General features: G+C 35.9%; 25 protein-coding genes and 1 tRNA gene. 19 read left to right on the top strand and 7 right to left on the bottom strand.

From position 1 onward, the window contains the following. Positions 1-154 precede the first annotated feature (154 nt). From ACLMCG_RS21635 to ACLMCG_RS21580, 12 genes are all read left to right on the top strand, one after another. Entirely contained in the window at positions 155-3,124 is a 2,970-nt protein-coding gene (locus tag ACLMCG_RS21635; protein WP_413961221.1) for a SusC/RagA family TonB-linked outer membrane protein, read from the top strand. Between the two features lie 11 nt (positions 3,125-3,135). Then, positions 3,136-4,638, top strand: a complete 1,503-nt coding sequence (locus tag ACLMCG_RS21630) for a RagB/SusD family nutrient uptake outer membrane protein (RefSeq protein ID WP_413961220.1) — start codon at positions 3,136-3,138, stop codon at positions 4,636-4,638. Between the two features lie 151 nt (positions 4,639-4,789). Beyond that, on the top strand, positions 4,790-5,407 hold the full coding sequence (locus ACLMCG_RS21625; protein ID WP_413961219.1) for a hypothetical protein: 618 nt from the start codon (positions 4,790-4,792) through the stop codon (positions 5,405-5,407). A 4-nt stretch (positions 5,408-5,411) separates the two neighbouring features. Next, complete coding sequence (locus ACLMCG_RS21620) at positions 5,412-6,026, top strand: hypothetical protein (RefSeq protein WP_413961218.1); 615 nt, start codon at positions 5,412-5,414, stop codon at positions 6,024-6,026. Positions 6,027-6,031: 5 nt separating this feature from the next. Continuing rightward, on the top strand, positions 6,032-6,322 hold the full coding sequence (locus tag ACLMCG_RS21615) for a winged helix-turn-helix domain-containing protein (protein WP_047420173.1): 291 nt from the start codon (positions 6,032-6,034) through the stop codon (positions 6,320-6,322). A gap of 65 nt (positions 6,323-6,387) precedes the next feature. Next, positions 6,388-6,678, top strand: a complete 291-nt coding sequence (locus ACLMCG_RS21610) for a hypothetical protein (protein WP_223601816.1) — start codon at positions 6,388-6,390, stop codon at positions 6,676-6,678. A 356-nt stretch (positions 6,679-7,034) separates the two neighbouring features. Further along, positions 7,035-7,520, top strand: a complete 486-nt coding sequence (locus ACLMCG_RS21605) for a Coq4 family protein (protein WP_413961217.1) — start codon at positions 7,035-7,037, stop codon at positions 7,518-7,520. A 13-nt stretch (positions 7,521-7,533) separates the two neighbouring features. After that, on the top strand, positions 7,534-7,851 hold the full coding sequence (locus ACLMCG_RS21600) for a hypothetical protein (protein WP_413961216.1): 318 nt from the start codon (positions 7,534-7,536) through the stop codon (positions 7,849-7,851). Between the two features lie 45 nt (positions 7,852-7,896). Beyond that, on the top strand, positions 7,897-9,267 hold the full coding sequence (locus tag ACLMCG_RS21595) for a DUF4153 domain-containing protein (protein WP_413961215.1): 1,371 nt from the start codon (positions 7,897-7,899) through the stop codon (positions 9,265-9,267). A 6-nt stretch (positions 9,268-9,273) separates the two neighbouring features. Next, positions 9,274-9,951 carry a DUF1361 domain-containing protein gene (locus ACLMCG_RS21590; RefSeq protein WP_413961214.1) on the top strand — a complete coding sequence of 226 codons (678 nt, stop codon included), beginning with the start codon at positions 9,274-9,276 and terminating at the stop codon, positions 9,949-9,951. Between the two features lie 83 nt (positions 9,952-10,034). Continuing rightward, positions 10,035-10,574, top strand: coding sequence for a hypothetical protein (locus ACLMCG_RS21585; RefSeq protein WP_413961213.1), 540 nt, complete (start codon positions 10,035-10,037; stop codon positions 10,572-10,574). A 60-nt stretch (positions 10,575-10,634) separates the two neighbouring features. Next, positions 10,635-11,147, top strand: a complete 513-nt coding sequence (locus tag ACLMCG_RS21580; protein ID WP_223601811.1) for a hypothetical protein — start codon at positions 10,635-10,637, stop codon at positions 11,145-11,147. Between the two features lie 82 nt (positions 11,148-11,229). Here the strand turns inward: ACLMCG_RS21580 and ACLMCG_RS21575 are convergent, their stop codons facing one another. From ACLMCG_RS21575 to ACLMCG_RS21560, 4 genes are all read right to left on the bottom strand, one after another. Further along, a complete protein-coding gene (locus tag ACLMCG_RS21575; RefSeq protein WP_413961212.1) occupies positions 11,230-12,888 on the bottom strand; it encodes a S8 family peptidase in 1,659 nt (552 codons plus the stop codon). Positions 12,889-13,143: 255 nt separating this feature from the next. Then, positions 13,144-13,740, bottom strand: a complete 597-nt coding sequence (locus ACLMCG_RS21570; RefSeq protein ID WP_413961211.1) for a hypothetical protein — start codon at positions 13,738-13,740, stop codon at positions 13,144-13,146. A gap of 10 nt (positions 13,741-13,750) precedes the next feature. Beyond that, positions 13,751-14,200 (bottom strand): D-aminoacyl-tRNA deacylase, encoded by a 450-nt coding sequence (dtd, locus tag ACLMCG_RS21565; protein ID WP_223601808.1) that lies wholly within the window; start codon positions 14,198-14,200, stop codon positions 13,751-13,753. Positions 14,201-14,208: 8 nt separating this feature from the next. Then, positions 14,209-14,664: a hypothetical protein gene (locus tag ACLMCG_RS21560; RefSeq protein WP_413961210.1), complete on the bottom strand. Its 456-nt coding sequence runs from the start codon at positions 14,662-14,664 to the stop codon at positions 14,209-14,211. Positions 14,665-14,773: 109 nt separating this feature from the next. Here ACLMCG_RS21560 and greA point away from each other — a divergent pair, with 109 nt between their 5' ends. The 7 genes from greA (at position 14,774) to ACLMCG_RS21525 (ending at position 20,690) form a co-directional block, all read left to right on the top strand. Then, entirely contained in the window at positions 14,774-15,244 is a 471-nt protein-coding gene (greA, locus tag ACLMCG_RS21555) for a transcription elongation factor GreA (protein ID WP_047420150.1), read from the top strand. A gap of 56 nt (positions 15,245-15,300) precedes the next feature. Then, on the top strand, positions 15,301-15,690 hold the full coding sequence (locus ACLMCG_RS21550) for an HIT family protein (RefSeq protein WP_047429226.1): 390 nt from the start codon (positions 15,301-15,303) through the stop codon (positions 15,688-15,690). A 68-nt stretch (positions 15,691-15,758) separates the two neighbouring features. Continuing rightward, positions 15,759-16,946 (top strand): ATP-dependent Clp protease ATP-binding subunit ClpX, encoded by a 1,188-nt coding sequence (clpX, locus tag ACLMCG_RS21545; RefSeq protein ID WP_047420145.1) that lies wholly within the window; start codon positions 15,759-15,761, stop codon positions 16,944-16,946. A gap of 74 nt (positions 16,947-17,020) precedes the next feature. Continuing rightward, positions 17,021-18,997, top strand: coding sequence for a T9SS type A sorting domain-containing protein (locus ACLMCG_RS21540; protein WP_413961209.1), 1,977 nt, complete (start codon positions 17,021-17,023; stop codon positions 18,995-18,997). 5 nt (positions 18,998-19,002) lie between these two features. After that, the gene (locus tag ACLMCG_RS21535) at positions 19,003-19,218 is read left to right on the top strand and encodes a signal peptidase (protein ID WP_413961208.1); all 216 of its coding nucleotides are present in this window, start codon (positions 19,003-19,005) and stop codon (positions 19,216-19,218) included. A 61-nt stretch (positions 19,219-19,279) separates the two neighbouring features. Next, entirely contained in the window at positions 19,280-20,572 is a 1,293-nt protein-coding gene (locus ACLMCG_RS21530) for a TlpA family protein disulfide reductase (RefSeq protein ID WP_413961207.1), read from the top strand. A 44-nt stretch (positions 20,573-20,616) separates the two neighbouring features. Beyond that, a tRNA-Met gene (locus ACLMCG_RS21525) sits at positions 20,617-20,690 on the top strand. A gap of 388 nt (positions 20,691-21,078) precedes the next feature. Here ACLMCG_RS21525 and ACLMCG_RS21520 read toward each other — a convergent pair. Genes ACLMCG_RS21520 through ACLMCG_RS21510 form a run of 3 tightly spaced genes read right to left on the bottom strand, consistent with a single transcriptional unit; the run spans position 21,079 to position 24,873 of the window. Beyond that, a complete protein-coding gene (locus ACLMCG_RS21520) occupies positions 21,079-22,377 on the bottom strand; it encodes an HlyD family secretion protein (protein ID WP_413961206.1) in 1,299 nt (432 codons plus the stop codon). Positions 22,378-22,422: 45 nt separating this feature from the next. Further along, positions 22,423-22,617 carry a hypothetical protein gene (locus ACLMCG_RS21515; RefSeq protein WP_156118338.1) on the bottom strand — a complete coding sequence of 65 codons (195 nt, stop codon included), beginning with the start codon at positions 22,615-22,617 and terminating at the stop codon, positions 22,423-22,425. A 60-nt stretch (positions 22,618-22,677) separates the two neighbouring features. Then, positions 22,678-24,873 (bottom strand): peptidase domain-containing ABC transporter, encoded by a 2,196-nt coding sequence (locus ACLMCG_RS21510; protein WP_047420135.1) that lies wholly within the window; start codon positions 24,871-24,873, stop codon positions 22,678-22,680. Positions 24,874-24,941: the final 68 nt, after the last annotated feature.

Raw genomic sequence — 24,941 nt, 5'->3', positions numbered from 1 at the left:
TAACTCAATTTTAACTTATTTTTTCAACGAAAACTAAAATATTTATTAATTTTTTTAATCAATTAAATTTAATTAATTAAAATGCTTATTTTGTTAATTTTTTGATCATTTTTATTGTATATATTTGCATTCATACTGTTAAAATATGTTAAATATGAAAATGAAATTAATATTGAGTACTGCTGTGCTGTTCTTCGTAGGAGGGGCTCTGGTGGAAGCCCAAAAGACTAAACGTGACACAATACCACAGGATACTAAGATTGATGAAATCGTTGTAGTGGCTTACGGAAGCCAAAAAAGGGAGACTATGGTGGGCTCCAATACAGAAGTTAAGGCAAAACAATTTGCAGACCGACCTATAACAAGTATCGGACAAGCTTTGGACGGAGCCAGTGCCGGGGTGAAAGTGAGTACCGGAACAGGGCAGCCGGGAAGTTCACCAAGTATTCAGATCCGTGGAATAGGTTCTTATGGTATTACAACCAACCCTTTATATGTCGTGGATGGAACCATATATACCGGATCTCTTGCGGCAATTAATCCCAATGATATCGCATCATTCAATATTCTGAAAGATGCTGCTTCTACCTCTTTGTATGGTTCTGCAGCAGCTAATGGTGTTGTTTTAATTACCACAAAATCAGGAAGAAAAGGAAAGGATGCTTTTAATTTTAGTATGAGTACCGGAGCGGTAGGGAGATCAATTCCGGAATATGACAGGGTAGATGTGTATCAATATTATCCTCTTATCTGGGAAGCTATCAGAAATGGGAGATTTGCATCTAATCCGGGATTAGGGCTGGCTGCTGCGAATAATTATGCTTCTATAGTTTTAGTTTCTGGAAACCCTACATTCGGAGCAGGGGTTCTAAAAACAAATGTATTTGACGTTGATCCTCATCAGTTAGTCATTGATGGGGTATTAAATCCAAACGCTAAATTGAAATATACAGATTTAGACTGGCAGAAGCCTTTGATGAATACAGGATTCAGACAGAATTATGAATTGAATTACAGTGGAGGAAGCAATACAACAACCTACTTTTCTTCAGTTGGATATACCAATGAAACAGGATATCTTATCAAATCTGATTTTGAAAGATTTACAGCAAGATTAAAAGTAGATTCACAAGTTAAAAGTTGGTTGAAACTGGGAACAAGTATCAGTGGAGTATCTTCAAACGGAAACAATTCTGTAGAAGGTGTGGATAATAATTCTGCTTATATTAATCCATACAGATGGACAAGAACGATGGGGCCAATCTACAGTCCTTATGCTCATGACCCTAATACATTTGCTACACTTTATGATGCTGCGGGGAATATTGTGTATGATGCTGGAAGTGCCAGGGGTGCTGATGCAGCGGCGGGAAGAAACGTAATTCAGGAAACCCTCTTAAATAAAGATCTTTCTAAAAATTATTACATCATTTCCAGAGCATATGCTGAGATTAAAGTAGATCCGTATCTTACTTTGTCTACTAATGCAGGGTATGATATCAGAAACAACAGAAGAAGTACCTATGGCAATAAAATTATTGGTGATGCCGCTCCTGGAGGTTCAGCAGAAAAATATAGTTTTACTGAGCAAACCTTTACATGGAATCAACTCTTGAATTATAAAAGAAAATTTGGAGATCATAATTTTGAATTCCTTTTAGGACATGAAAACTATAAATTCATGTACGAGTATCTATATGGATACAAAAAAGGTCAGATCGTAGATGATAATGACGAACTGGTAAATTTTGTTACTCCATCAACGCTTACTTCACGTACAGACAATTACAGAAAAGAAGGAGTCTTTTCAAGATTGAATTATGACTACAAATCAAAATATTTACTTTCAGGATCTATTCGTTGGGATGGATCTTCCAGATTTGCCAAAGATGTAAGATGGGATTCATTCTGGTCTGTTGGTGCAGGATGGAGGTTAAAAGGAGAAGAGTTCTTAAGCAATTCTAACCTTATCAGTGAATTGAAATTGAGAGGTTCTTATGGTGAAGTAGGGAATGACAGAACTGACAGTTATTATATGTACAAAAGTACTTATACCTTGGGATATAATAATGCTCAGGAACCGGGGATTTTATTTGGATTTTTAGCAGATCCTTCAATTACCTGGGAGGCAAACAAACAAACGGATGTGGGGATCGATTTTGGATTCTTAAGTAATAGAATTACAGGGTCTGTAGAATATTATAACAGAGTTACTGAAGATCTGATTTTCCCTGTTCCTCTTCCGGTTTCTGCAGGTGTTCCGGATAACACGATCAGCAGAAATGTCGGGACAATGTATAACCGCGGATTTGAATTCAGTATTAATGCAGACGTTATTAAAACCCAAAACTTTACATGGAATCTAAATGCAAATGCATCAACACTTAAAAATCAGGTTACAGAACTTTCCAACGGGATAACGGAAATTATTAACGGAACTAAAAAGATTTCTGTAGGACACTCAGTATATGATTATTGGTTGAGACAGTGGTACGGTGTAGATCCGACAGACGGTTCTCCTTTATTCCTTGTTGCTGATGCCTATGCCAATACAACAGCTGCTGATATCAGAACGGTGAATGGTGAAAAGGTTACTACCAATTTCAATAAAGCAAAATATGACTATTCTGGTACAGCAATTCCTGATTTGTTCGGAAGTTTCGGAACTACAATTACCTATAAACAATGGTCATTATCTGCAATGTTCACCTATCAGTTAGGAGGAAAAACGTATGATTCAAACTATGCTGCTTTGATGTCAAGCTATTCACAAGGAGGAGCTTTAAGTACCGATATTCTGGATAGATGGACAACTCCCGGACAGATCACAGATGTTCCTGCATTGAACTCTTCAACATATACAAGTTCAAATGCTGCTTCATCAAGGTGGTTGGTAAGCTCAGATTTTCTTACGTTCAGACAAGCTACTTTAAGTTATAGCTTTACTCCGGAAACTTTATCTCAGCTTGGAATTTCAGGATTAAGAATTCTTGTTTCCGGTGAAAACTTATGGAGTAAAACAGCAAGAAAAGGACTGGAACCTGCTCAGGCATTCAACGGTACTGCATCAAACAGATATACTCCGGCAAGAGTAGTAACAATAGGATTTAATGTATCTTTTTAAATAATTAAGTAATGAAAAATATCGCAAAACAATATATAAAATGGGCTGTTATGCTCTCAATCTTTACAGGGATGGTTTCATGTGAAAGTGATTATCTGGAAACAGATCCTACTACTGCTGCTTCTGAGGAAGCCGCTTATTCAAGTTCTGCTAACCTTATGGCCATTGTAAATGGGATGCATAGAGATATGTATTACAGACAAAGTGATCAAGGGCAGAATGGCCAGGGTGGAATAATGATTATAATGGATGCTTTAGCAGACGACCTTGTTTTTCCATCTACAGGAAATGGCTGGTACGTCTCAGCTGTAAGATGGCAGGATCAGGTAAATGATAATGCATCCAATGATCTTTATCCTTATCAGTTTTATTATGCCCTGATCAGAAATGCAAATCTTGTTATTGCTAATGGTCCTTCGGTTCCTGCACCTACCGCAGCTGATGCGACAACTATTAAAACAGCAATTGGCGAAGCATACGCATTCAGAGCTTTCTGTTATTATATGCTGGTTCAGATTTATGGTAAAAGATATGTTCCCGGGGCTAATAATACTCAACTTGGTGTTCCCATCAGATTGGTAGCGAATGAAATACCTTTAGCAAGAAATACAGTAGAAGAAGTGTATACTCAAGTCAACAAAGATCTTAATGAAGCATCAACCAGACTTACAGGAATTACCAGAGCTACAAAATCACATTTCAATGATAAAGTTATTTTAGGATTAAAAGCCAGAATTGCATTGACACAAGGGAATTATGCTGCCGCTATTACTGCTGCTCAATCAGCTCGTACAGGGTTTCCATTGATGGATAATGCTACTTATACTGCTGGATTTAATAATCTTGCAGGAAATGGTGAGTGGATGTGGGGGGCTACAATCATAGCAGATCAAGGAGATACATTTTCGAATTTTGGAGCTTATATGTCAAGAAACTTTAACTCAACTAATATTCGTCAGGCTCCGAAAGCTATTAACAGTAAATTGTTTCAATCATTCCCGAATACAGATGTTAGAACCCAGAATTTTGATCCAACCGGAGCGCACACCGCTCTTGGTCTACCTTCAACGTATTCTAAATTTCCATATACAAGCCAGAAGTTTATTGCTGCGAGTCAGGCTGATAGTAGAGTAGATGTACCTTATATGAGATCTGCAGAAATGTATCTTATTGAAGCGGAAGCTTTAGCAAGGTCAGGAGATGAAACTGGTTCAAAAGCAGTGTTCAATATATTTGCAAAAAACAGAAATCCTTTTTATACTGGAGCTACTACAACAGGGGCAGCCTATATTACAGAAATTCTTAACAGCAGAAGACTAGAGTTTTGGGGAGAAGGTTTTAGATTCCTTGATCTGAAAAGACTAAACCAAGGCTTGGACAGAACAGGAGCCAATCATTCTTCGGTAGTTACCAATAACTTAATGACAGTAGCCAATACAGATCTACGTTGGGAGTTCCTAATTCCAAGAACTGAGATCAATGCCAATCCATTGATTGTTCAGAATCCGTTATAAAAAAACAAATTTTAATATATTCTGAGAGCCTCGCTTCTAGCGGGGTTTTCTTTTTGACATATAAGTAATCATGAAAATTATTTTCAAAATTTAAAATAAATAATTGGCAGATTAAAAATAAATTATAACTTTGTAATTCAAAGTTCTTTTTATGGAGACAAAAAACTATCACGAAGACTTATCCCATATCCGTTCCATGATGGAGCGCTCTTCCAGATTCATTTCTTTAAGTGGTCTGTCAGGAGTTGTTGCCGGATTAACAGCAATTATTGGAGCTATATATGTTTTTTTTGTTTTTCAGAGGGAAGGAATCAGTTATTTTGATGGAGACAGAAATGTTCTGGGACCAGCCTTGGTTAAAGAACTTGTTCTAATTGGGATAGTTATTTTAGTGGTTGCTATTCTTAGTGGTTACATTTTTACCGCCCATAAAAGTAAAAAGAAAGGATTGAAGATCTGGGATGCCACTACAAAACGGCTTTTGATTACCTTTGCAGTTCCTTTGGTAGCAGGAGGAGTTTTTTGCCTTGCACTTCTTTATCATCATCTTTTTGTTTTCATAGCTCCGGCAACATTGATTTTTTACGGATTGGCACTAGTATCGGCAGAACGTTATACATTAACGGATGTAAAGTATTTAGGATATCTTGAGATCATTTTAGGACTTATTTCTTTATTCTTTTTAGGATGGGGATTATTGTTTTGGGCAATTGGTTTTGGAGTTTTGCATATTGTATATGGATTGATTATGCATAAGAAGTATAAATAATAAAGTGAATAGATTTTTCAAATATCTTCTGATAATCATTTCTGTAATTGGAGTAGTATTCTTGATTGGTTCTATTGTAACAGTTTTAATGATTGGTTGCGCCTTTGGAAGTTTTGACAAAAGTTATTCGGTAACTGAATTAAAGGATGAATATTATTCAAAAGAAGCTGAAATTAAAGATTTAATAAATTATTACAACAAAATCAAGCCTGAAAATTATTCTGTAGATATAGAATTTAAAAATGATAAAATACTTGAAAGACTAAGAATAATATATAAAGATTCGTCCAATGTGGTTTATCAAAACTGGAATGTAAATTCTAATGTTTTATTTACAGAAAAGCTTAAAGGTATAGCAGGGTGGAACGAAGAACAGATTGCAGTTTTAAAAAATAAATTAGATAAAGCAAACTGTATTTCTGTAGAAGATGGAGAACCTTTAAAAATAGGCTTTAAAAGAAGTGGCTTGGGAATGTTTTCTTTTAATGTTTTTCAAGAAATAAATACTGACCGAAGTAAATATAATGACGGTTGTGAATATATATTGGTAAACAGAAATTTAGCTTTTCAATATGGAGGAGGAGCAATCGGAAATCAATGTTTTCCCAATAAAAATTAAAAATTATGATCAAAATAAATCAACTCAACAAAGAATTCGAAAGCCGTGTAAGACTGGGCATTATGTCCGTTCTTATGGTCAACGACTGGGTTGATTTTTCTGAAATGAAAGGCTTGCTTGGAATTACAGATGGAAATCTGGCCAGTCACAGCAATGCGTTGGAAAAAGCAGGATATATTGAAGTGAAAAAAGAATTTGTCGGGAAAAAGCCCAAGACATCTTACCGTGTTACGCAGAATGGACGACAGGCATTTACAGAACATTTGGATGCTCTTGAAAAACTACTGGGACGATAGTCTTATATTTTTTTGAAAATTAACTTTGAATTACAAAGTACTTTATAATTTAAAACTTAAATAAAATGATAACACAAAAACAAAAAACAGTTACAATGTATGCCCTTCCATTGGTTTTACTGTGTATTCCATTGCTGGGAAATCTATTTTCTAAAGAAGTGAACTGGTCCGTTTCAGATTTTCTGATAGCAGCAGCTTTACTCTTTACAACAGCTTTTTTGGTCAACCTGGTCAGAAACAAAATCAAAAAACAAAGTCAGAAAGTTTTGATCTGCATTTTCATTTTGCTTGCTCTTGCACTGATCTGGATGGAGCTGGCAGTAGGGGTTTTTGGAAGTCCGTTTGCGGGAAGCTAAAATTGGTTTTTAATTAATTCTAAATAATAATGATAAAAGATTCAGAAATAATAGATCTAGGCAAGGCTGTATTTGGTTTTTTTTTTTTTCAATGGGAACTCTTTGCCTTTTAGGAGCACTCGTTACAAAGGATGATTGGTTTGCTGGAGCTGGCTATTTGTTAATCATTTTTGGAGTACCAGTCAACATATTATGCATACTTGGTTTTTTGACATATGGTGTTATAAATACATCAAAATTCAAAGAATGTATGATAGCCATACTCATTTTGATAGCCAACATTCCTATTGCATTCATTTACACTATTGTAGGTCTTAGTCTTTTCCATTAATATCCATAAATATACCAATACTATTATGAAAAAAATCCGCGTTCAGTTTCTGCTTTTTGTGTACGATAAAACTCAGAAATTATACAGAAAATACTTTAAAAAGAAAAAAAGACAATGGCAGTTCAATGAAAAACAGCTGCTGGAATTTCAGGAAGATTCTCTTGGAAGAAAACTGGGAGAATTCTACAGAAAGCATGGGTTTTCAATGATTCCCAAAATGGAAAATCATGATGTACACCATTTGATCACCGGCTGTGGAACCAACTTCGAGGATGAAATTGCCATGCAGTATCTTCTTTTAGGAAACGGTAAGCTCAATGCACATCTTTTGGCAGCAATCATTTTAGGAACAATTATTCTGCCTGAATATGCGAAAATTTATATCAAAGCCTATAAAAAAGGTCAGAATATGCGTGCTTTCCATCATTGGGATTTTGAAGAACTGCTGAGCCAGAAGTATGAACATATAATGGACTTTATTCAGCAGAAAGAAACCATTGTTCTTCATTAAAAACATTTATCTGATGGGAAAAATAAAATTCATTCCGCTTGGAAAAAGGTCTTTCTTCCTTTCGTTTCTGTTGGGAACGCTTCTGTTGGTCGCATTTTGGTTCATAAGAGCAGAATTTTTTATTGAACTTGGCTTTTATTATGTACTTGTAACCGCCGTGATTAATATGTTTATCCTTCTGCATGAACTTATTATCTATCTTACTGACGTTTCAGACCAGAAGGCATCCGGTAATTCAGTTCTCCTTTTGCTTGTCAATATTCCGATAACAGCCTTATACCTCTATATAATGACACAGTTCACCTGGATCGACGAGGTTCTCAAAATTTAATTCCTTCAATCTTTTAATTTTCAATATTTTAAATATTCAAATCTCATGAAAACACATCACTATATATTTCTTACCGCCATCCTGTTTGTCATTGTCTTCTACGATCAGGATATTGGACTGAACCTTGGAATTCTGGGAATCATTTATGCAGTATTGACCCTGTTTAAAACTACGGAAAAGAATAAAACCAAAACCCTATATGTTCTTTTGGGAACAAGCATTTTATCAAGTATTGCATTTGCATGGTATGGAGATTTTCCTTCATTTATTGCAGTAGTAAGCTCATTACTTTTGCTGGGGTATAAATCAAAGAACAGAAGGTTAAAAATCCTCTTTTTGATTCCGGTTTTTATTGTAAACTGTTGCACTTCATTCTGCCGCTTTTTCAGTTTTGATGAATGGCTGCCCAAAAAGAATGTTCCTGGATTATGGCAAAAGACATTAGCTTTCATTTTAATTCCGCTGGTGCTGGTTTCCGTTTTCTTTGGAATTTATTCTGTTGGAAGTAATCATTTTGCCGCTCTTTTCACAGATTATGAACTGGATATTAATCTATGGCAGGTATTCTGTCTCTTTGTATTAGGGTTTTTTATTGCCTTTAACTACTGGAATTATGCTGTGGAAAAACTCATCTATAAAAACAATCATTTTTTGGATAATGAGTTTCAAAAAGATTCCCGGATGCCAAAAGCTACCTATTCCTTTCTTGATCTCAATGCCGAAAGAATGAGCGGAGTGATCTCTTTTGTCTTGCTGAATATTTTACTGATCTTCTTTATCATTACCTACAATTATGAACAGTTTTATGAAGCCGTGAAAACTCCCGTTCAGCTTTCCGAAGAAACCCATGAAAGAGTGAATGCCGTCATCATGTCTATCATTATGGCAATTCTCGTCATCATGTTTTATTTTAAATCTGGATTTAATTTTGATCCGAAAGCGGGACTACTGAAAATCTTAGCCAAAATCTGGATTTTCCTCAATGCAATACTTGTCATATCAGCAGCTGTTAAAAATTACGAATATATTGTCAATTATGCATTCACTTATAAAAGATTAGGAGTTTTTGCTTTCCTGCTTTTATCATTGGTTGGTCTGGCTTTGACGTTTATTAAAATTCAAAAACAGAAAAGAAACATATTCCTTGTCAATACAATGGTCTGGTATTTCTATGGAACCATTTTAGTATGCAGTTATTTCAATTGGGGCGGCTTCATTACCTCTCAGAATATGAAAAGAAAAGATTTTGCAGTCAACTATCATTTAACTTCAATTAATTTCAGTGAAAAAGCCCTGTTGAGGTATGCGGGCGAAAAAAATGATCAGAAACTCAAAAACACTTTGCAGACGGAAGTGAAAAGAGAAAAGTCTAAAACACTCCTTTCAAAGATTATTTACTTTCAAACCATTCAATAGCCGGTCATGAAAACAATCGTTGCATCTTCAAGGTTTAAAATCAATATGCTGCTGATATTGATGACAGTATTTTGTTTCAGTCTCTCAGCTTTCAGATACTATATCAGTGATACAAAGGTATTTTTGTTTCTCAACTGGAATCTTTTTCTGGCATGGATTCCTTTATTACTAAGTTCTTTCATTCTTGCCTTTAATATCAAAAGCAAAATCTCACTGATCTTTATTATTATCGTCTGGATTTTGTTCTTTCCCAATTCACCTTATATTCTCACAGACCTTTTTCATCTGAGAGCGAGAAATTCAGTACCGATATGGTATGACCTGATTGTTATTCTTTCCTATGCCTGGACAGGACTGATCTGTGGTTTTATAAGCCTTAATGATATTGAAAAAAGCCTTTCCGAATATGGTAAAAGAAACAGTATCAATGCGGTAATTATTTTTTTTCTTTTCATGAGCAGTTTTGGAGTGTATCTTGGAAGATTTTTAAGATGGAACAGCTGGGATGTGCTTAATAATCCTTTCGGTCTGTTCTCTGATATTGTGGTACGGTTTATCTATCCGCTGGAATATACCAAGACGTGGGGTGTCACTGTTTTGATGGGAATTATGCTCAACTTTATGTATTTTACATTTAAATGGGTTGAAACAAATAATGATAGAGAATTGAAGCTGGAAAAATAAATCGTTAAAAGGATTGGAACAGTTTTAGCATTTAATAGAGCTCACCAGAATGACATATTGGTACATTCTTAAACTTAATTATTATGAAAAAAAGCTTATTGTTGATTCCATTGATTATTATTTCATGTAAAAAAGAACCTGCCGTGACAAGCGTGCAGGACAAGGATTCTACAGTGGTTACAGAAATGCCGGATTCTGTTGTAAAAGCAGATTCTGTAGCATTGAAAGAAAGAGATTCAATCATTAACAATGCTCCTGCCACTAAAGAAGTTCTGCGAAAAGGCGTAATGAGGAGTGAAAAAGAAGGGCAGATCATTAGAATAGCTGATGCTACCCAGCTTCCTTTTACTTTGGGAGAAGAATTTAAAAAAGATGATCAGGAGTTGGTTTTAAAACTAACCCATTACGACCGCCCGAATATCAAAGCAAAAATTTCAACCAAAGAGAAAGATTTCAATATCCGTTTCAATCAGATCAAACTTGCCAACGGAGACTATGACGGGCCTTTCGGAAGAGAGATTACTTACGATACCCCCGGGAAAGGTGAAGTATGGCTGATTATCGGTAAAAGTAATATGGCTTCAGGAAATACTAAGGGAAGCTTTACCATAACGGTAGAATAAGTTCAAATCAATTTGGTACAATTTCTGCAAACTAAACTCTAAGTTTAAAAATTTACAATTATGAAAAATATAGTTCTAACAGCAATGGCCGCTTCAGCTGTACTCGTAAGTTGCGGAACCGTACAGTCGCTGGTTCAGAATACATTTCCATACACCACGAATGTTTTAGTTTCCACAGGTGTTCCTGCAGATAAAGAAGTTTCTTCCACTGCAACCGCTACCAATGTACAGACATGGTTCGGAGGAAATAACAATGCAAAGATTAAAGACGTAAGAATTTCAGATGCTAAAATTTCTGTCGCATCTCCTTCCGGAGGAAATCTGAGTGCATTCAAAACCGTTAAAATATACGTTTCATCCAACGGAACAGGAGAAAGACTGATCGCATCACGATCCAATATATCTACCAACTCTTCCAGCTTAAATCTGGACCTGAATGATACCGGATTCCTTGATGAAATTGTAAAAAGCTCAGGATTGACGATAAGAACAGTGTATGAACTGAAGAATCAGACTTCTTCAGACATGAACATTAAAGTAGCCCTGAATTTCAGCAGCGTTCCTGCGAAATAACCGGATAAAAATTAATATTAAAAACCCTCTTCCAGTAGTTTGAAAGAGGGTTTGATGTGAAGTAAAATGTATAAAAATCGTTTTAAAGTTTTGTGAATTTCTCAACAACTCTTCTTTGGCCTTCATTGATATTGATGATATATTGACCCGTTGGCAGTTGTGAAATATCAATTTTTTCATCAGACAAAACAGAACTTTTGATCACAGTGCGTCCCTGAAGGTTGATGATTTCAAAATCCAGTTTTTTGTTTTCTGTACTTTGAATCGCAATAGTACTGCTGGATGGATTAGGGTAGATTTTAACCTCCAGTGGAGATAATGTTTTTACAGGGTTTGCAAATTTACTTTCCAGTTGCAGTATCGCATTTTTTACATTAGGAAGAGGCCCGATTTTCTGCCCCGTAACAGTACCTCCCTGAGGAATTCCCGTAGAAATTAAAAGGTTTTTCATCGCAGACGGTGTCAGGTTCTGACCCGTAGTCTGACGATAGAAAGACTGAATTAAAATAGCTGCAGATGATACTACAGGCGTTGCAGAACTTGTGCCGCTGAAATAATTATAGGTTCTGTTGTTATCATTGTCATATTTGGCATAAGAACCATAGCCAGCAGCAAGAACACTGCTTCCCCAACCCTGAACGTCAACCCTGTTTCCATAAGTACTGAAACTTAATTTTGAATGGGTTGTATTGGGAGATCCTGCTCCTACAATGATAGCTCCGCTATTTCCTCTGGCAAGATAAGTTGCATAAAACGGATCATCCAGATTCTGATTTCCGTTACCCGCAGCTGCAATGATAATAATTCCTGAATCAGTAGCTGCTTTCGTAAGATCCCAGATTACTTTGTCATACTCTGCAGGACAATATTGGCCATCTTTTCCTCCGGTCTGCATTTCATATAGAATAATATCACCTGCCTGAGAAGCATTAATAGACCTGCTCACGGCAGAAGCTCTGTTGTATCCCACAGTGGTCCACTCCATATATCCTTTTATTTCAGAAGTACTGTAAGCCGCTCCTGTAAGGCCGATATTATCTTTTATTGAACCTAAAATACTTACTACTGCAGTTCCGTGGTCACGGTAGTTATTATTGGCTAATCCCGCATTCGGAGAATATCCTGCCTCCAGCTGTATAGAGTTTTGGTTGCTAAGCATCTCATGAGTTTTGTAAAAACCATATTCTACATCCCTTACACGAATATTCTGTCCGGTGATTCCTCTTGACCAGGCATATTTTGCATTGATTCCCGGGTTGTCATTCAGATAAGTCTGAATGCTTTCCAGATCAGGTGTTGCTACAAAAGCATTAACCAAAGGAGGTTCAATAGGAGTTGCACTCATCACAGATACATATTCTATTTCAGGGAACCTTTCAAGGCTATGAATGATTTTCTGAGTGGCTTCCTCATTTTGAAGGGGCAGATCTGCCTTATAAATTCTTTTCAGTTTTTCTACAGATTCTGAAGAGTTTCCGATTGCTTTGCTGCTTCTGGCCATTTCATCAAGTTTATTATCTGTAAAATCCAGATCGTACTTGAATGAAATGTTGTTTTCTCTTGAAAATCTCTCCAGATCAGCATTTCTACTGAATGCGGTTTTTTCTGAATTAATGCCCTTTGAAAAGCATACATAGATGATGGAATTTTGATCCTGATTCTGTTTGGGCTGACTGTCCTGACCAAAAGACAGGGAAGAGCAGAACGCAAACAATGCGAAAAGGTTGATTTTTGTTTTCATACGATTTTGTTAAATGGTTGTAAATCAGTTTTGATTTCTACCAAAAATAATAATAAAATGAAAACAAATCACATTTTTGTGAATTTATTTTTTGTTTTTTTATTCCTTCCTTATGTAGAAAGACTTCATCAATTCTTTATAATAAACTGCACTGGTTTTAAAAAAGCTGTGGGGTTTGGAAAATATACTTTGTATGATTACAAAAACCATCCAGGATCACTGAATGGTTTTGTTGAGGTATACAGGTTTTAATTTTTAAAGATCATCAAACCAGTTTAATTTGTTCTTATGGTAGATTACTTTCTGCTTATTCATGATCCCATATTCAATACCAATACTGTCCTGATTGACATTAATGAGTTTTGCTTCCTGGATTGGAAGTTTTTTATCATCTAAATAAGTATCCTTAGATGGCTGTACTGTTTTTTCTATGATGTCTGAATAAGGAAATCTTGAGATTTGTTTTTCAAAAATACCTTCTTTCTTGTAAATCGTAATAAGCGGTCTGTAAAGTGCTCCCGGACGACCTCTTTCTATTCTGTAAGTATCATCCAGCTGAATTCTTTGCTCACAGCCAATGGTTGAAAAATAATGAATAATTCCAAAAAATGGAATCATCATGGGCAAAATACTAAGGATAATTCCTGATATCAAAAGACCAAAGTATACTTTTATCACTTTTTTCTTCCAAAACCGGATAATGATAAAAATGGTCATCAACAGCCAGAGCCAGTTAATTATTTTATCAATGTAATATCCGGCGAAACTATAATTATTAAGGCTTGAAATTATTCCAAACAGAAAAACTAAAGTCACTGCCAGATAAGCAATGACTATATTTTTGTTATTCATCTTCTATAATTTAGCTTTTGGTAACTGAATCCATTACGATTGTGACAGGTCCGTCGTTGATCAGGGAGACCTTCATATCCGCTCCGAAAATTCCGCTTTCTGTCTTTAATCCAGATTTAGCTATTTCTTCTTTAAAATAATCAAAAAGAGGAATAGCCTTATCAGGCTTTGCTGCTTTTATGAAAGATGGGCGATTGCCTTTTTTGTAATCAGCAATCAATGTAAACTGGCTGATGCAAAGGATTTCCCCTGAAATATCCTTCACAGAAAGATTAAGTTTACCCTCTTCATCTCCAAAGATTCTTAGGTTTAAAACCTTCTGTACAAGCCAGTCTGCATCTGTTTTTTCATCATTTTCGTCCACACCTGCCAGCAGCATTAATCCTTTCCCGATTTCACCAACAATTTTTCCGTCTACTTTTACACTGGCTTCAGAGACTCTTTGTATAACGATCTTCATTTTATATTCTAAAAATAAACATTTAAAGTTTTACTTGGTGCATCATAGTTATAAGGGTAGGTTTTAGGTGGCAGAGATGTTTTGGCTCCGGCCTCTGGCTGTCCTGTACTTAATATCCATCTTGTGTTATCCTGCGGGCAAATAATAGCAATATTGTCCTTTACTTCAAGGGTTGTATTGTTATCAGGACATATGTGGGGAGCGTTTCTGTCGTATACCTTAAATCCGCTTGCAGTTCGCACAATAATCAGTCCTCTGGTTCCGGATTGCTGTTCATTCACATAAATCCAACCGTTAATATTGTTCAAAGCGTAGTAGGCAGGCAGGTTTAGATTAAGAGATACATTAATGGGAGTATTGGGGAAGCAGCTCACAGTATCTTCTCTGCTTCCACAAGAGCTTATAGTTAAGTTGCTGAAAATCAATAAGCTGAAAATAGATATGATTGAAAAAGTTTTTTTCATTTCAATTTAAATTTTTATATATTTGTAAAAATTAAACGATTACAACACGAAAACATTGTCCGGCAAATGTCGGATTATTTTTTTATACTAAAACTAAATTTTGAAAATTATGGCAAGCTATGTAACTAAGGAGGGCCTAGAGAAAATGAAAGCTGAGCTGGAACAGTTGGAAACTGTAGAGAGACCAAAAATCACTCAGCAGATCGCGGAAGCAAGAGACAAAGGAGATTTGTCTGAAAATGCGGAATACGATGCGGCTAAAGAGGCTCAGGGGATGCTTGAAATGAGAATTTCTAAGCTGAAAGACGTTATCTCTACTTCTAAAATTATAGACGAAAGCCAATTAGATACTTCAAAAGTTTCCATCTTAACAACAGTGAAACTTAAAAATAATGCTACCAAGCAAGAGCAGGTATTTACATTGGTACCAGATAACGAAAGTGACCTGAAGACAGGAAGAATTTCTGTAAACACGCCTATCGCAAAAGGTCTGTTGGGGAAAGCGGTTGGCGAAACTGCCGAAATTACTTTACCGAACGGAAACAAACTGTCTTTTGAAGTATTAGACATTTCTTTATAGTCTGATACGGTTTCTATTTCTAAACTTCTAAATATCTAACCCTAACTTCTGATAAAATGAGCACTATATTCACAAAGATCATCAACGGCGAGATTCCCTCTTATAAGATTGCAGAAAATGAAAACTTTATTGCATTCTTAGATGCAATGCCTTTGGTGAAAGGACATACTTTAGTAGTTCCGAAAAAAGAAGTGGATTTGATTTTTGATCTTGAAAGTGAAGAATACAAAAACCTTTGGGGATTTGCCCAAGAGGTAGCCAAGAAGATCAAAACTGCAGTTCCATGTGTAAGAGTAGGAGTAGCGGTAGTAGGACTCGAAGTTCCTCATGCACACATCCATCTGATTCCTTTAAACAAGATGGAAGACATGAATTTTAGAAATGAAAGATTAAAATTAACGAACGAAGAATATACAGAGATTCAACACTCAATTATTAATTCTTAACAATCAGAAAATCGTAAAAAAGTAATTTTTTACGATTTTCTTTAACATATACATATATATTATATCATATGAACTCAAACCAATGTTCTTTCTGTGGCAGAAAAAGAAATGAAGTACAGATGCTGATTTCTGGCCAGAATGGTTTTATTTGTGAAAATTGTATAGAGCAGGCGCACGCAATTGTAAAAGATGGTGCATCCAAAACAGGATATTCACCTGCCGACAGTATGGCTGAACTTAAAAAGCCGAAAGAGATCAAAGAATTTCTTGATCAGTATGTGATCGGGCAGGATCAGGCAAAAAAACAGCTTTCTATTGCTGTATATAATCATTATAAGAGATTGCTTCACGCTCAGGATGAAAACAGAGAAGTGGAACTTGAAAAGTCAAATATCATCATGATTGGGGAGACGGGAACAGGTAAAACTCTTTTGGCAAAAACTATCGCCAGAGAATTAAATGTTCCTTTCTGTATCGTAGATGCTACTATTTTAACGGAAGCAGGATATGTAGGAGAAGATGTTGAAAGTATTCTGTCCAGACTTCTGATGGTAGCAGATTATGATGTGGAAAAAGCGGAGAAAGGAATTGTTTTCATCGATGAGATTGATAAGATTGCAAGAAAATCAGACAATCCAAGTATTACAAGAGACGTTTCAGGAGAAGGAGTACAGCAGGGATTACTGAAACTGCTGGAAGGAAGTATCGTGAATGTTCCGCCGCAGGGAGGTAGAAAACATCCGGATCAGAAATATATCCAGGTGAATACTCAGAACATCCTGTTTATTGCTGGTGGTGCTTTTGACGGAATTAAAGAGATTATCGAAAGAAGAATGAACAAGCAGGCGATAGGTTTCAGTTCTGAGAAAATCAATAAAACAGACGAAGACGAATATATATTAACAAATATTAATGCAATTGATCTTCGTACTTTCGGATTAATTCCGGAACTTTTAGGAAGATTTCCAATCATCACTTACCTCGATAAACTCACGAAAGAGACGCTGGTAAGAATTATGAAAGAGCCAAAAAATTCAATTGTGAATCAATTTGTGGAACTTTTCAAGATGGATGGTACGGATTTGGTAATAACAGATGGTGCAATTGAAAAAATCGTAGAGGAAACTATTGAAAAAGGATTAGGCGCAAGAGGGTTGAGAGGTACCACCGAAAAAGTTCTAGAAGACTATATGTTTTCAATAGGAGAGGACAAAGAGATCGTTTTGACGGAAGATAATGTTTTGATTAATAGATAAAATATTTTTTTTTTAAGAAAAATAATAATACCTTTGCGGGTGAAGATTGTATTAACACACAAATAATTTATACAATGAGAAAAAGTTTATTTGCTATAGGTCTTTTAGCAATTAGTTACTCTGTTCAGGCGCAGATACTATGTCATGTTGACACTAATGCTAATATGTATGTGAGCGAAGGCACCCTAGTTTATAGTGGTGGAGGTGTACAGACAAAAGGTAATGGTCTTTTGGATGTACATGGAAATATTATGGTGGTAGGATCTGCTACAGATAGTTTTAAGACAATTGATGGTGCCGGAGCTGATAAAACAGACGGTGGAAATATCATCTTAAGGCTTAATACTCCTGCTTCTTTTGCTACTTCCACGTACGGTCAGCTGTACATTGACGGACTATCCCAATCCAACATTTCAGGTATCGTAACCAAAGAATACAGAACTACAAGTAACGGTAGCGGTAATTATTTCCAGCAAGTTGCTTTGCCTTTCTCTGGTAAAGCTTATAATTCATTATCTACTGAGGTTGGTAAAACTTTCAATACTGGAAGATATGACAATCCAATTCTTAAGTGGGATAATGCTAATGCTGTTTCTATTACTACTTTGAATCTAGCTCCTACCTCGACTACTTGGGATGCTTCAGGTTATTATATGCTTAAGGTTAAAAATAACGACTGGAATCCAAGTACTCCTGCATCAGGAAACGTATTCAATATTAACGGGAAACCATATGCTCCATATGCGGGTGCTGTAACATTACAGAACGCAGGGAAATCTAATTTGGGAACCTCTAATGTTGTATTCGGAACGAATGGTAATGCTCTGAACCAATACAATGAGAAGTACAATACTTATCTTGATGATAGTTTTGAGTTTACTACAAATCCATGGGCTGCTACATTCGGTCAAAATTTCTACCAATTCGGAAACCCTTTCCTTACCAATTTAGATTTAGCTAATATTGGATATACTGAAAGTGTTACAGGATCTGACGGAAATGCAGTGAGAAATATCTGGGGTATTGAATATGATCCAGGTACCATCGTTACTCTTCCAAGTGGTTCTACTTATGCTACAGCTGCTAAGGTAGTTACTTTCTTACCTACTGGTGATGGAGTAGCTCCAGCTATTGGTGACGTAGACTTACTTGTAATCAAACCTATGCAGTCATTTAAAATAAAGTTGAGAGACAATACAGCTCAGACTTTAAATTTTAATACACTGAGAAGATTCAAGTCAACTGCAAGAACAGCAGGTATCAACTATGATGTAACAGCAGCTAAAATGTCTACTGGTAAGAATACAACCAATACTGTAAAACAGCTTGGTGTAATTGGTCTTGATGCTAATGGAAAAGAACTTTCCAGAACATACTATGTTGTTTCTCCAGGATTAACAACAGGACACCAGATTTCTGCAGCAACTTCAGTTCAGTCTTCAGCTGGTAAAAACATCATCGGTACTTTTGAAGAGTCATTGAATGGTGGGTATGATAATAATAATACTAACTATTGGTTATATATTAACGAAGCTAATGAAAATAACTTCCAGGGTAAAAATGTTAAGTTAGTTAACTATTACCTTGATCAGGTGAAATCTTATAAATTCGAGATCAGAGAAAATGCAGCGCTAATCCCAGCTGGTGCACACCAGTTATCTTCAGGAGTTGGATTCTATTATAAAGCCGAAAACGGAAACTTAATAGAAGCTAAACAAGGAGATGTTGTAGCGGTAACAAATGAGGAAGCTAATTTGTATTATGGTGAACCAAGCAATATTACTTTAGCAGTAGAAAATAAACCTACTGCATCAAGAACACTTGTAGTGTATGATCCATCTATTACAAATTACATTGTAAGATTTGATCCAAAATGGAAAAAAGCAGATATTCAAGTTTATGATATGAGCGGTAAACTAGTAATCTCTAAAAAGGCGGTTGATGCATCCAGAGATTTTGTAATCGAGCTTGATGGCTCAGTTAAAAATTCATACGTTGTAAAAATCGTTTCTGATAAGGGAGAAACTGTTAACACTAAAATCTTAAAATAAACCACATGAAAACTATTAATAAACTAGTATTAGCTCTTTTTCTTTTTGCTATAACTTTAGCAAATGCAGCCCCACCACAACCAGCTCCAACAGGAACCGGAAATGGAGGGAATGGTACCGGAGCACCTGCACCCATTGATATGTACGTATATGTACTTGGTATTGTAGCAATTGCATTTATTGTTTACTTTACAAAAAAGTACAAGAGCGTAAAAGCATAAAATTTTATTAAAATAATATTAAACTCTCTGATTAATCAGAGAGTTTTTTTATTTTTACTCTATGAAAAAGATTTATACGCTATCTGCGGTTTTGGCCGCATTTGCTCTGCAGGCACAATTTACAGTTACCATTCAGACTCCGGCAGACTTTAAAGATCAGGACGCTATTCTATATACATTAAACGGTTCAAAAGATATTATTGTTACGAAGGAACAGAGTAAGAATAGTACGTGGACTTTTAAATACCCAAGCAGCTATATGGGAATGATGAAAATCTATTTCCCAGGCTCTAATAATACCGTAAGCTTTATTTCTGAAAATAAAAATGTCAATATTAAACTGGATATCCAGAATAATAAAGTTAAAGATGTTACCTATCTGGATGAAGCGAATAACCTGATGAGCAAGCAGCAGGAAGGTTCACAAAAGAAAGAGCTTATTTTGCCGGCTTTAGCACAGATCAAAGAATATTATAAAGATAATACAGACTTTGGAAAAGCACTGAAAATAGAGATCGACAGACTTTCCGGTACTTCCAGCTCTATTGATGCTGCTCAACATCCATTTATTACCTATTATAACACGAATTACAGTAAATTTATTTCCCCTTCACAAGATGCTGCCAAAAAAGTAGATCAGGAGGAAATAATCAACTTTCTGGACAAGTCAAATGATATGCTGGAAACTTCATCATTACTAAGACCAGTATTAGTATCTTACCTGAATTCCGGGGGGAATACTAATGTTACTGCTTCTGTTGACAAACTATTAGACCGATTAAAAGTAGAAACTCCAAGAGGCCAGACTGTTTTATCAGAACTGATCGATATTTTTGATGTATATGAGATGGATGAATATAAGAGCAAATATTTGTCGCTTGCCAAAAATCTTAAGTGTACCATCAATGACAGACTTGCTTCTACACTGAAATCGAACGCTAATATTGAAATGGGAGCTGCTTTCCCTAATTATAAATTCCAGTCGCCTGTAAATACTACAGCGAAATCGTTATACGATATAAAGGCTGATAAAAAGGTTATTGTGTTTTGGTCATCCACATGCTCACACTGTGAAAGCGAACTTCCGAAACTTCTGGAAAAATACAATGAGCTGAAATCAAAGAATATTCAGGTTGTAGGGTTTTCTTTAGATGTTGACAAAAATTCTTATACTAAAAAGATTGCTGCATTTCCTTGGGTGAATGACTCAGAATTGAGAGGATGGAACAGCAGTTACACGGATATGTACAATATTCATGCAACTCCGACGTATTTTATTTTAGATGCTAACAATAAGATTATCAACAAACCAGATCATGTGGGAGATGTTTTGGAATATTTTAAGTTAAAATAATTTTGGAGGTAAAGAAATATTTTCTATATTTGCACCACCAAAAAGGCGAGGTAGCTCAGTTGGTTAGAGCGCAGGATTCATAACCCTGAGGTCACGGGTTCAATTCCCGTCTTCGCTACAAAAAACCGCAATCATTGATTTAATGATTGCGGTTTTCATTTTTTAGAATAACTAAAAATCTATCTTTTTATTTCCTCCCAATTTTTTCATTATTGTCTTTCAATAGAAAATTAAGGGAATGATCCGGCTTTTGAGCTTATCCTACTCTTTATCGAAATTTTTTTTAAGATAGAAGGTTATTATTTCCCATGTATTCGCTTTCTTACAGGTTTTTTTTGATGGATCTGTTTATTTATGATCTTAATTCTCTTTTTGCAGAGTAAAGGCTGTAATCAATGAATTTTACTAATTGGATATGTTGAAAGTGTGACTAATCTCGGATATCATTATAAAAAAGCCGTTCTACAATCTGTACAACGGCTTTTATTTTTTATCTAAATTCTTTATCAGACCTGATATCCAAGAAGCTTTCTGATTTGATAGAAGAATCTTTCAATCAATCGGAGATCTTGTGTTACGATCTCTGCGCTGCCTCTGAGTTCTTTATCGAATGTAAGCGTTTTGTTATAGCTGGTTTTTAATCCTTTTGGCAAAATAACATCTACGTAATAATTTCCTTTATCATCAGGAATAAGAGAGATATTCTGTACTTCTCCTTCGATGATTCCGTATTCCTGGAATCGGTAGTTATCAAGCTTAATCAATACTTTTTCGCCCGGAATTATTTTTCCTGAGTTGGTTGTAGGAACAGACATTCTGCCTACCAGCTGCTCTTTATTTTTAGGAAGAATAGAAACGATAGGTTCACTCACCTTTACAAACTGATTTTCACCAAAAAACTGCTGGAAACTGGCAATACCATCCGTAGATGATATGACAAGGTAATTCAGCTCCCACTGTTTTAAAGATTTTCTCAGTTGCTCAAGAAGCTGTAAAGTTTGTGAAGAATATGTAATTCTGTCTTTTTCTGTATTAATGGCAGTTCCGCTTTTAGTCTTGTTAAGATTGGAAATACCCTCATCCATTTGTGAAATGGTAATGTTAAGATTTTCAAGATTTTGCTGGGCCTGAAGATATTTGATCTTTTCATTTTCAAGTTCCATAGCTGAAATAACTCCCTGATTGAAAAGTTCCTGAGATCTGTTGAAGTTTTTCTTGGTCAGATCATATTTTATAGATTCCAGGTTTTTCTGTTGTTTTAAGGTAGCTATTCTTATGCGGTATTCAGAAATACTCTGATTGGCTGCCAGGTTTTCCGGAGCGTAAGGCTGTAATCTTGTAAAAAGGGCCTCATCCTGAAATGCTTTTGCAAAACTGTTGTATTCACCCTGTAATTCCCCCAATTTGAACCTTGAAGCCTGGGCCAGAGGGAAGTTATATAAATTATCAGGAGTAATAGAGTCTATCAGCTTTTTAAGCTCTAGAATGTCCTTATAATTGGCCGCAGACTGCATTACCATCAGAACATCATTCTTTTTAACTTCCTGATGGTCTTTTATGAATATTTTTTCAATTTTGGAACTTGTCCTTGCTTCGATCTTCTCCGGAGGATTCTGTGAAGTTACAATAATAGGTGCCGGTACAAATTCCGGATATTTTATAATGTAACTCATTAGGAGAATCAACAGGAGAATAATAAATATAACGGTATTTCCCCAGCGTATCATCCAATGAGGAGGCTGGGTAAGAATATCCTGAACGCTTTCTGAGCGAAGTTCAATATTGTCTAAAACGTCTTCTTTCATTTTTCTAAGATAAAATTTCCCCCAATATTTCAGGGGGAATATAATTTAACCAAATGGGCAATTCCCGTCGTACCACGATGGTGGTGAAGTATCAGCATCCGGTGGACATGCAATATGATGGATACGGCATGGCATCCAGCTGCCAAGACACCAAGAACCACAACAATTGTTGTCCGGAATAACTACACCTCCGCTGACAAATGCCAGATCTTTTCTCGAAAGTTTTTTTAGATTTTTCATGATTAAAATTAGTTTTTGTTTTTCCTACTCTATAAGCTTTTCGGTTACGCTATATGTTTACTAACTTCCTAGTTCAAGCTGGTTTCTTACAAGTCTGTAATATTCTCCTCTTAAATCTACAAGGTCTGCATGACTGCCTTCTTCTACAACTTTCCCCTGATCCAGTACGATAATTTTATCCGCATGTCTTACTGTAGAAAGTCTGTGGGCAATAACCACTGCTGTTTTTCCTTTGAAGAACTGCTCAAGGTTTTCCATGATCACTTTCTCATTATTGGCATCCAGTGCTGATGTAGCTTCATCAAACAAAATATATTCAGGAGATTTGTAAACGGCTCTTGCAATGAAGAGTCTTTGTTTCTGACCACCGCTGACTCCAACACCTTCATTTCCGATTTTCGTATTATAACTTAACGGAAGGCTTTCAATAAATTCTTTGATATTGGCTATTTCTACAGCACGTCTCAGTTTTTGTTTGTCAATATGGTCTTCACCTACAGCAATGTTATTAGCAATAGTATCGTTGAATACATAGCCTTCCTGCATTACTACTCCGCAATGATCTCTCCAGTATCTTGGCGAAATATTCTTCATATTGGTGCTCCCGATTCTGATTTCACCCTGATCAGGATCATAAAACTTCATTAAGAGTTTCAACAAGGTCGTTTTTCCACTTCCACTGGCTCCAACAATAGCTGTAGTCTGCTGATAAGGAATCGTAAGGCTTAAGTTTTCAAAAACCGGAACATCGGAACCAATATAACGGAATGACATATCCCTGATCTCGATATCTTTCTTTGGAACATCTGTGACGTACTGTTCATTTTTATCTTCCTCATCATCTTTATCATGAATTTCTCCTAATCTTTCAAGGGAAATCTTAGCATCCTGAGTCTGCTTGATAAAGTCGATGAGCTGAAGAAGAGGGCTGTTCAACTGTCCAATGATATATTGTACAGAAAGCATCATCCCTAAAGTCAGGTTACCACTTAAAACCAGTTTTGCAGAAAGGAAACTTACCAGAATATCTTTCATCTGGTTGATAAAGTTACCTCCAACAGACTGCCATTGTTCTAATGAAAGAGATTTTATTCTGATCTTAAACAGTTTTACCTGGAGAAATTCCCAGTCCCATCGTTTTTGTTTTTCAGCATTATGCATTTTAATTTCCTGCATACCGTTGATAAGCTCAATCACTTTACTTTGTTCCTGAGAAACCTGAGAGAACCTTTTGTAGTCAAGTTCTTTTCTTTTTTTCAGGAAGAAACTGATCCAGCCAATATACAATACAGCCCCAACAAGGTAAACAATGAATAATCTGTAATCATAAAACAGCAAAACAATACTGAAGATGATAAGATTCACCAGTGAGAACAGGGTATTTAAAGATGAACTTGTAAGCAGCTGCTCGATTCTGTGGTGGTCATTTATTCTCTGCATGATATCTCCGGTCATTCTCGTATCAAAGAAACTTATCGGAAGCCTCATAAGCTTGATAAAGAAATCGGAGATGATGGAAATGTTAATCCTTGCCGAAAGATGGAGAAGAATCCAGCTTCGTATGGTTTCAATTCCCATTCTTCCAAGGAACAGCATAATCTGTGCAAGTAAAACTACATAGATAAAATTAATATCCTGGTTCTGGATCCCGACGTCTACAATACTTTGGGTAAGAAACGGGAATATCAGAGATAATAAACTTCCTCCCAAAAGACCTATGGCCAACTGGATCACAAGTGTTTTATACTTAAGGAGATATTTGGAAAGAAATGTAAAGCTGGCTTTACTTTCTTCAGCATCAAATTCAGTCTGGAAAAAAGCCGGTGTTGTTTCAAGAATCAGGACGATTCCTTCTTCTGTATTTTCATTTGCATTTTCTCCGATCCAGGATTTGATGAATTCTTCTCTTGTATAAGTGATCAGTCCATAACTGGGGTCCGAAATATATACTTTGTTATTTTTGTCAATCTTGTATACAACAACAAAATGGTTTTTATTCCAGTGTGCTACACAAGGGAAAGGAACCTCTTCTGTGAGGGTATTGAAATCAATCTGGACTCCCATCGACCGGAATCCGAGATTTTCTGCTGCATCGCTTAGTCCAAGAAGGCTGCTTCCTTCACGTGTTGTTTCGGAAAGGTTGCGAATCTGCTGCAGGGATATACTTTTACCATAATACTTACTTACGATCCTGAGACATGTAGGGCCGCAGTCTTTGGTATCTGGTTGCTTATAAAAAGGAAACTTTTTTTTCAAAACTACTACTCATTATAAAATGCCGTCAGCGCGTGACGACATTTACTTTAATTCAATTATAATTCAAT

The sequence above is a fragment of the Chryseobacterium sp. S90 genome (assembly GCF_047444895.1).
Taxonomy (GTDB): Bacteria; Bacteroidota; Bacteroidia; order Flavobacteriales; family Weeksellaceae; genus Chryseobacterium.
The sequence above is the reverse complement of the archived record's forward strand: the minus strand, read 5'-3'. Positions and strand labels throughout refer to the sequence as shown.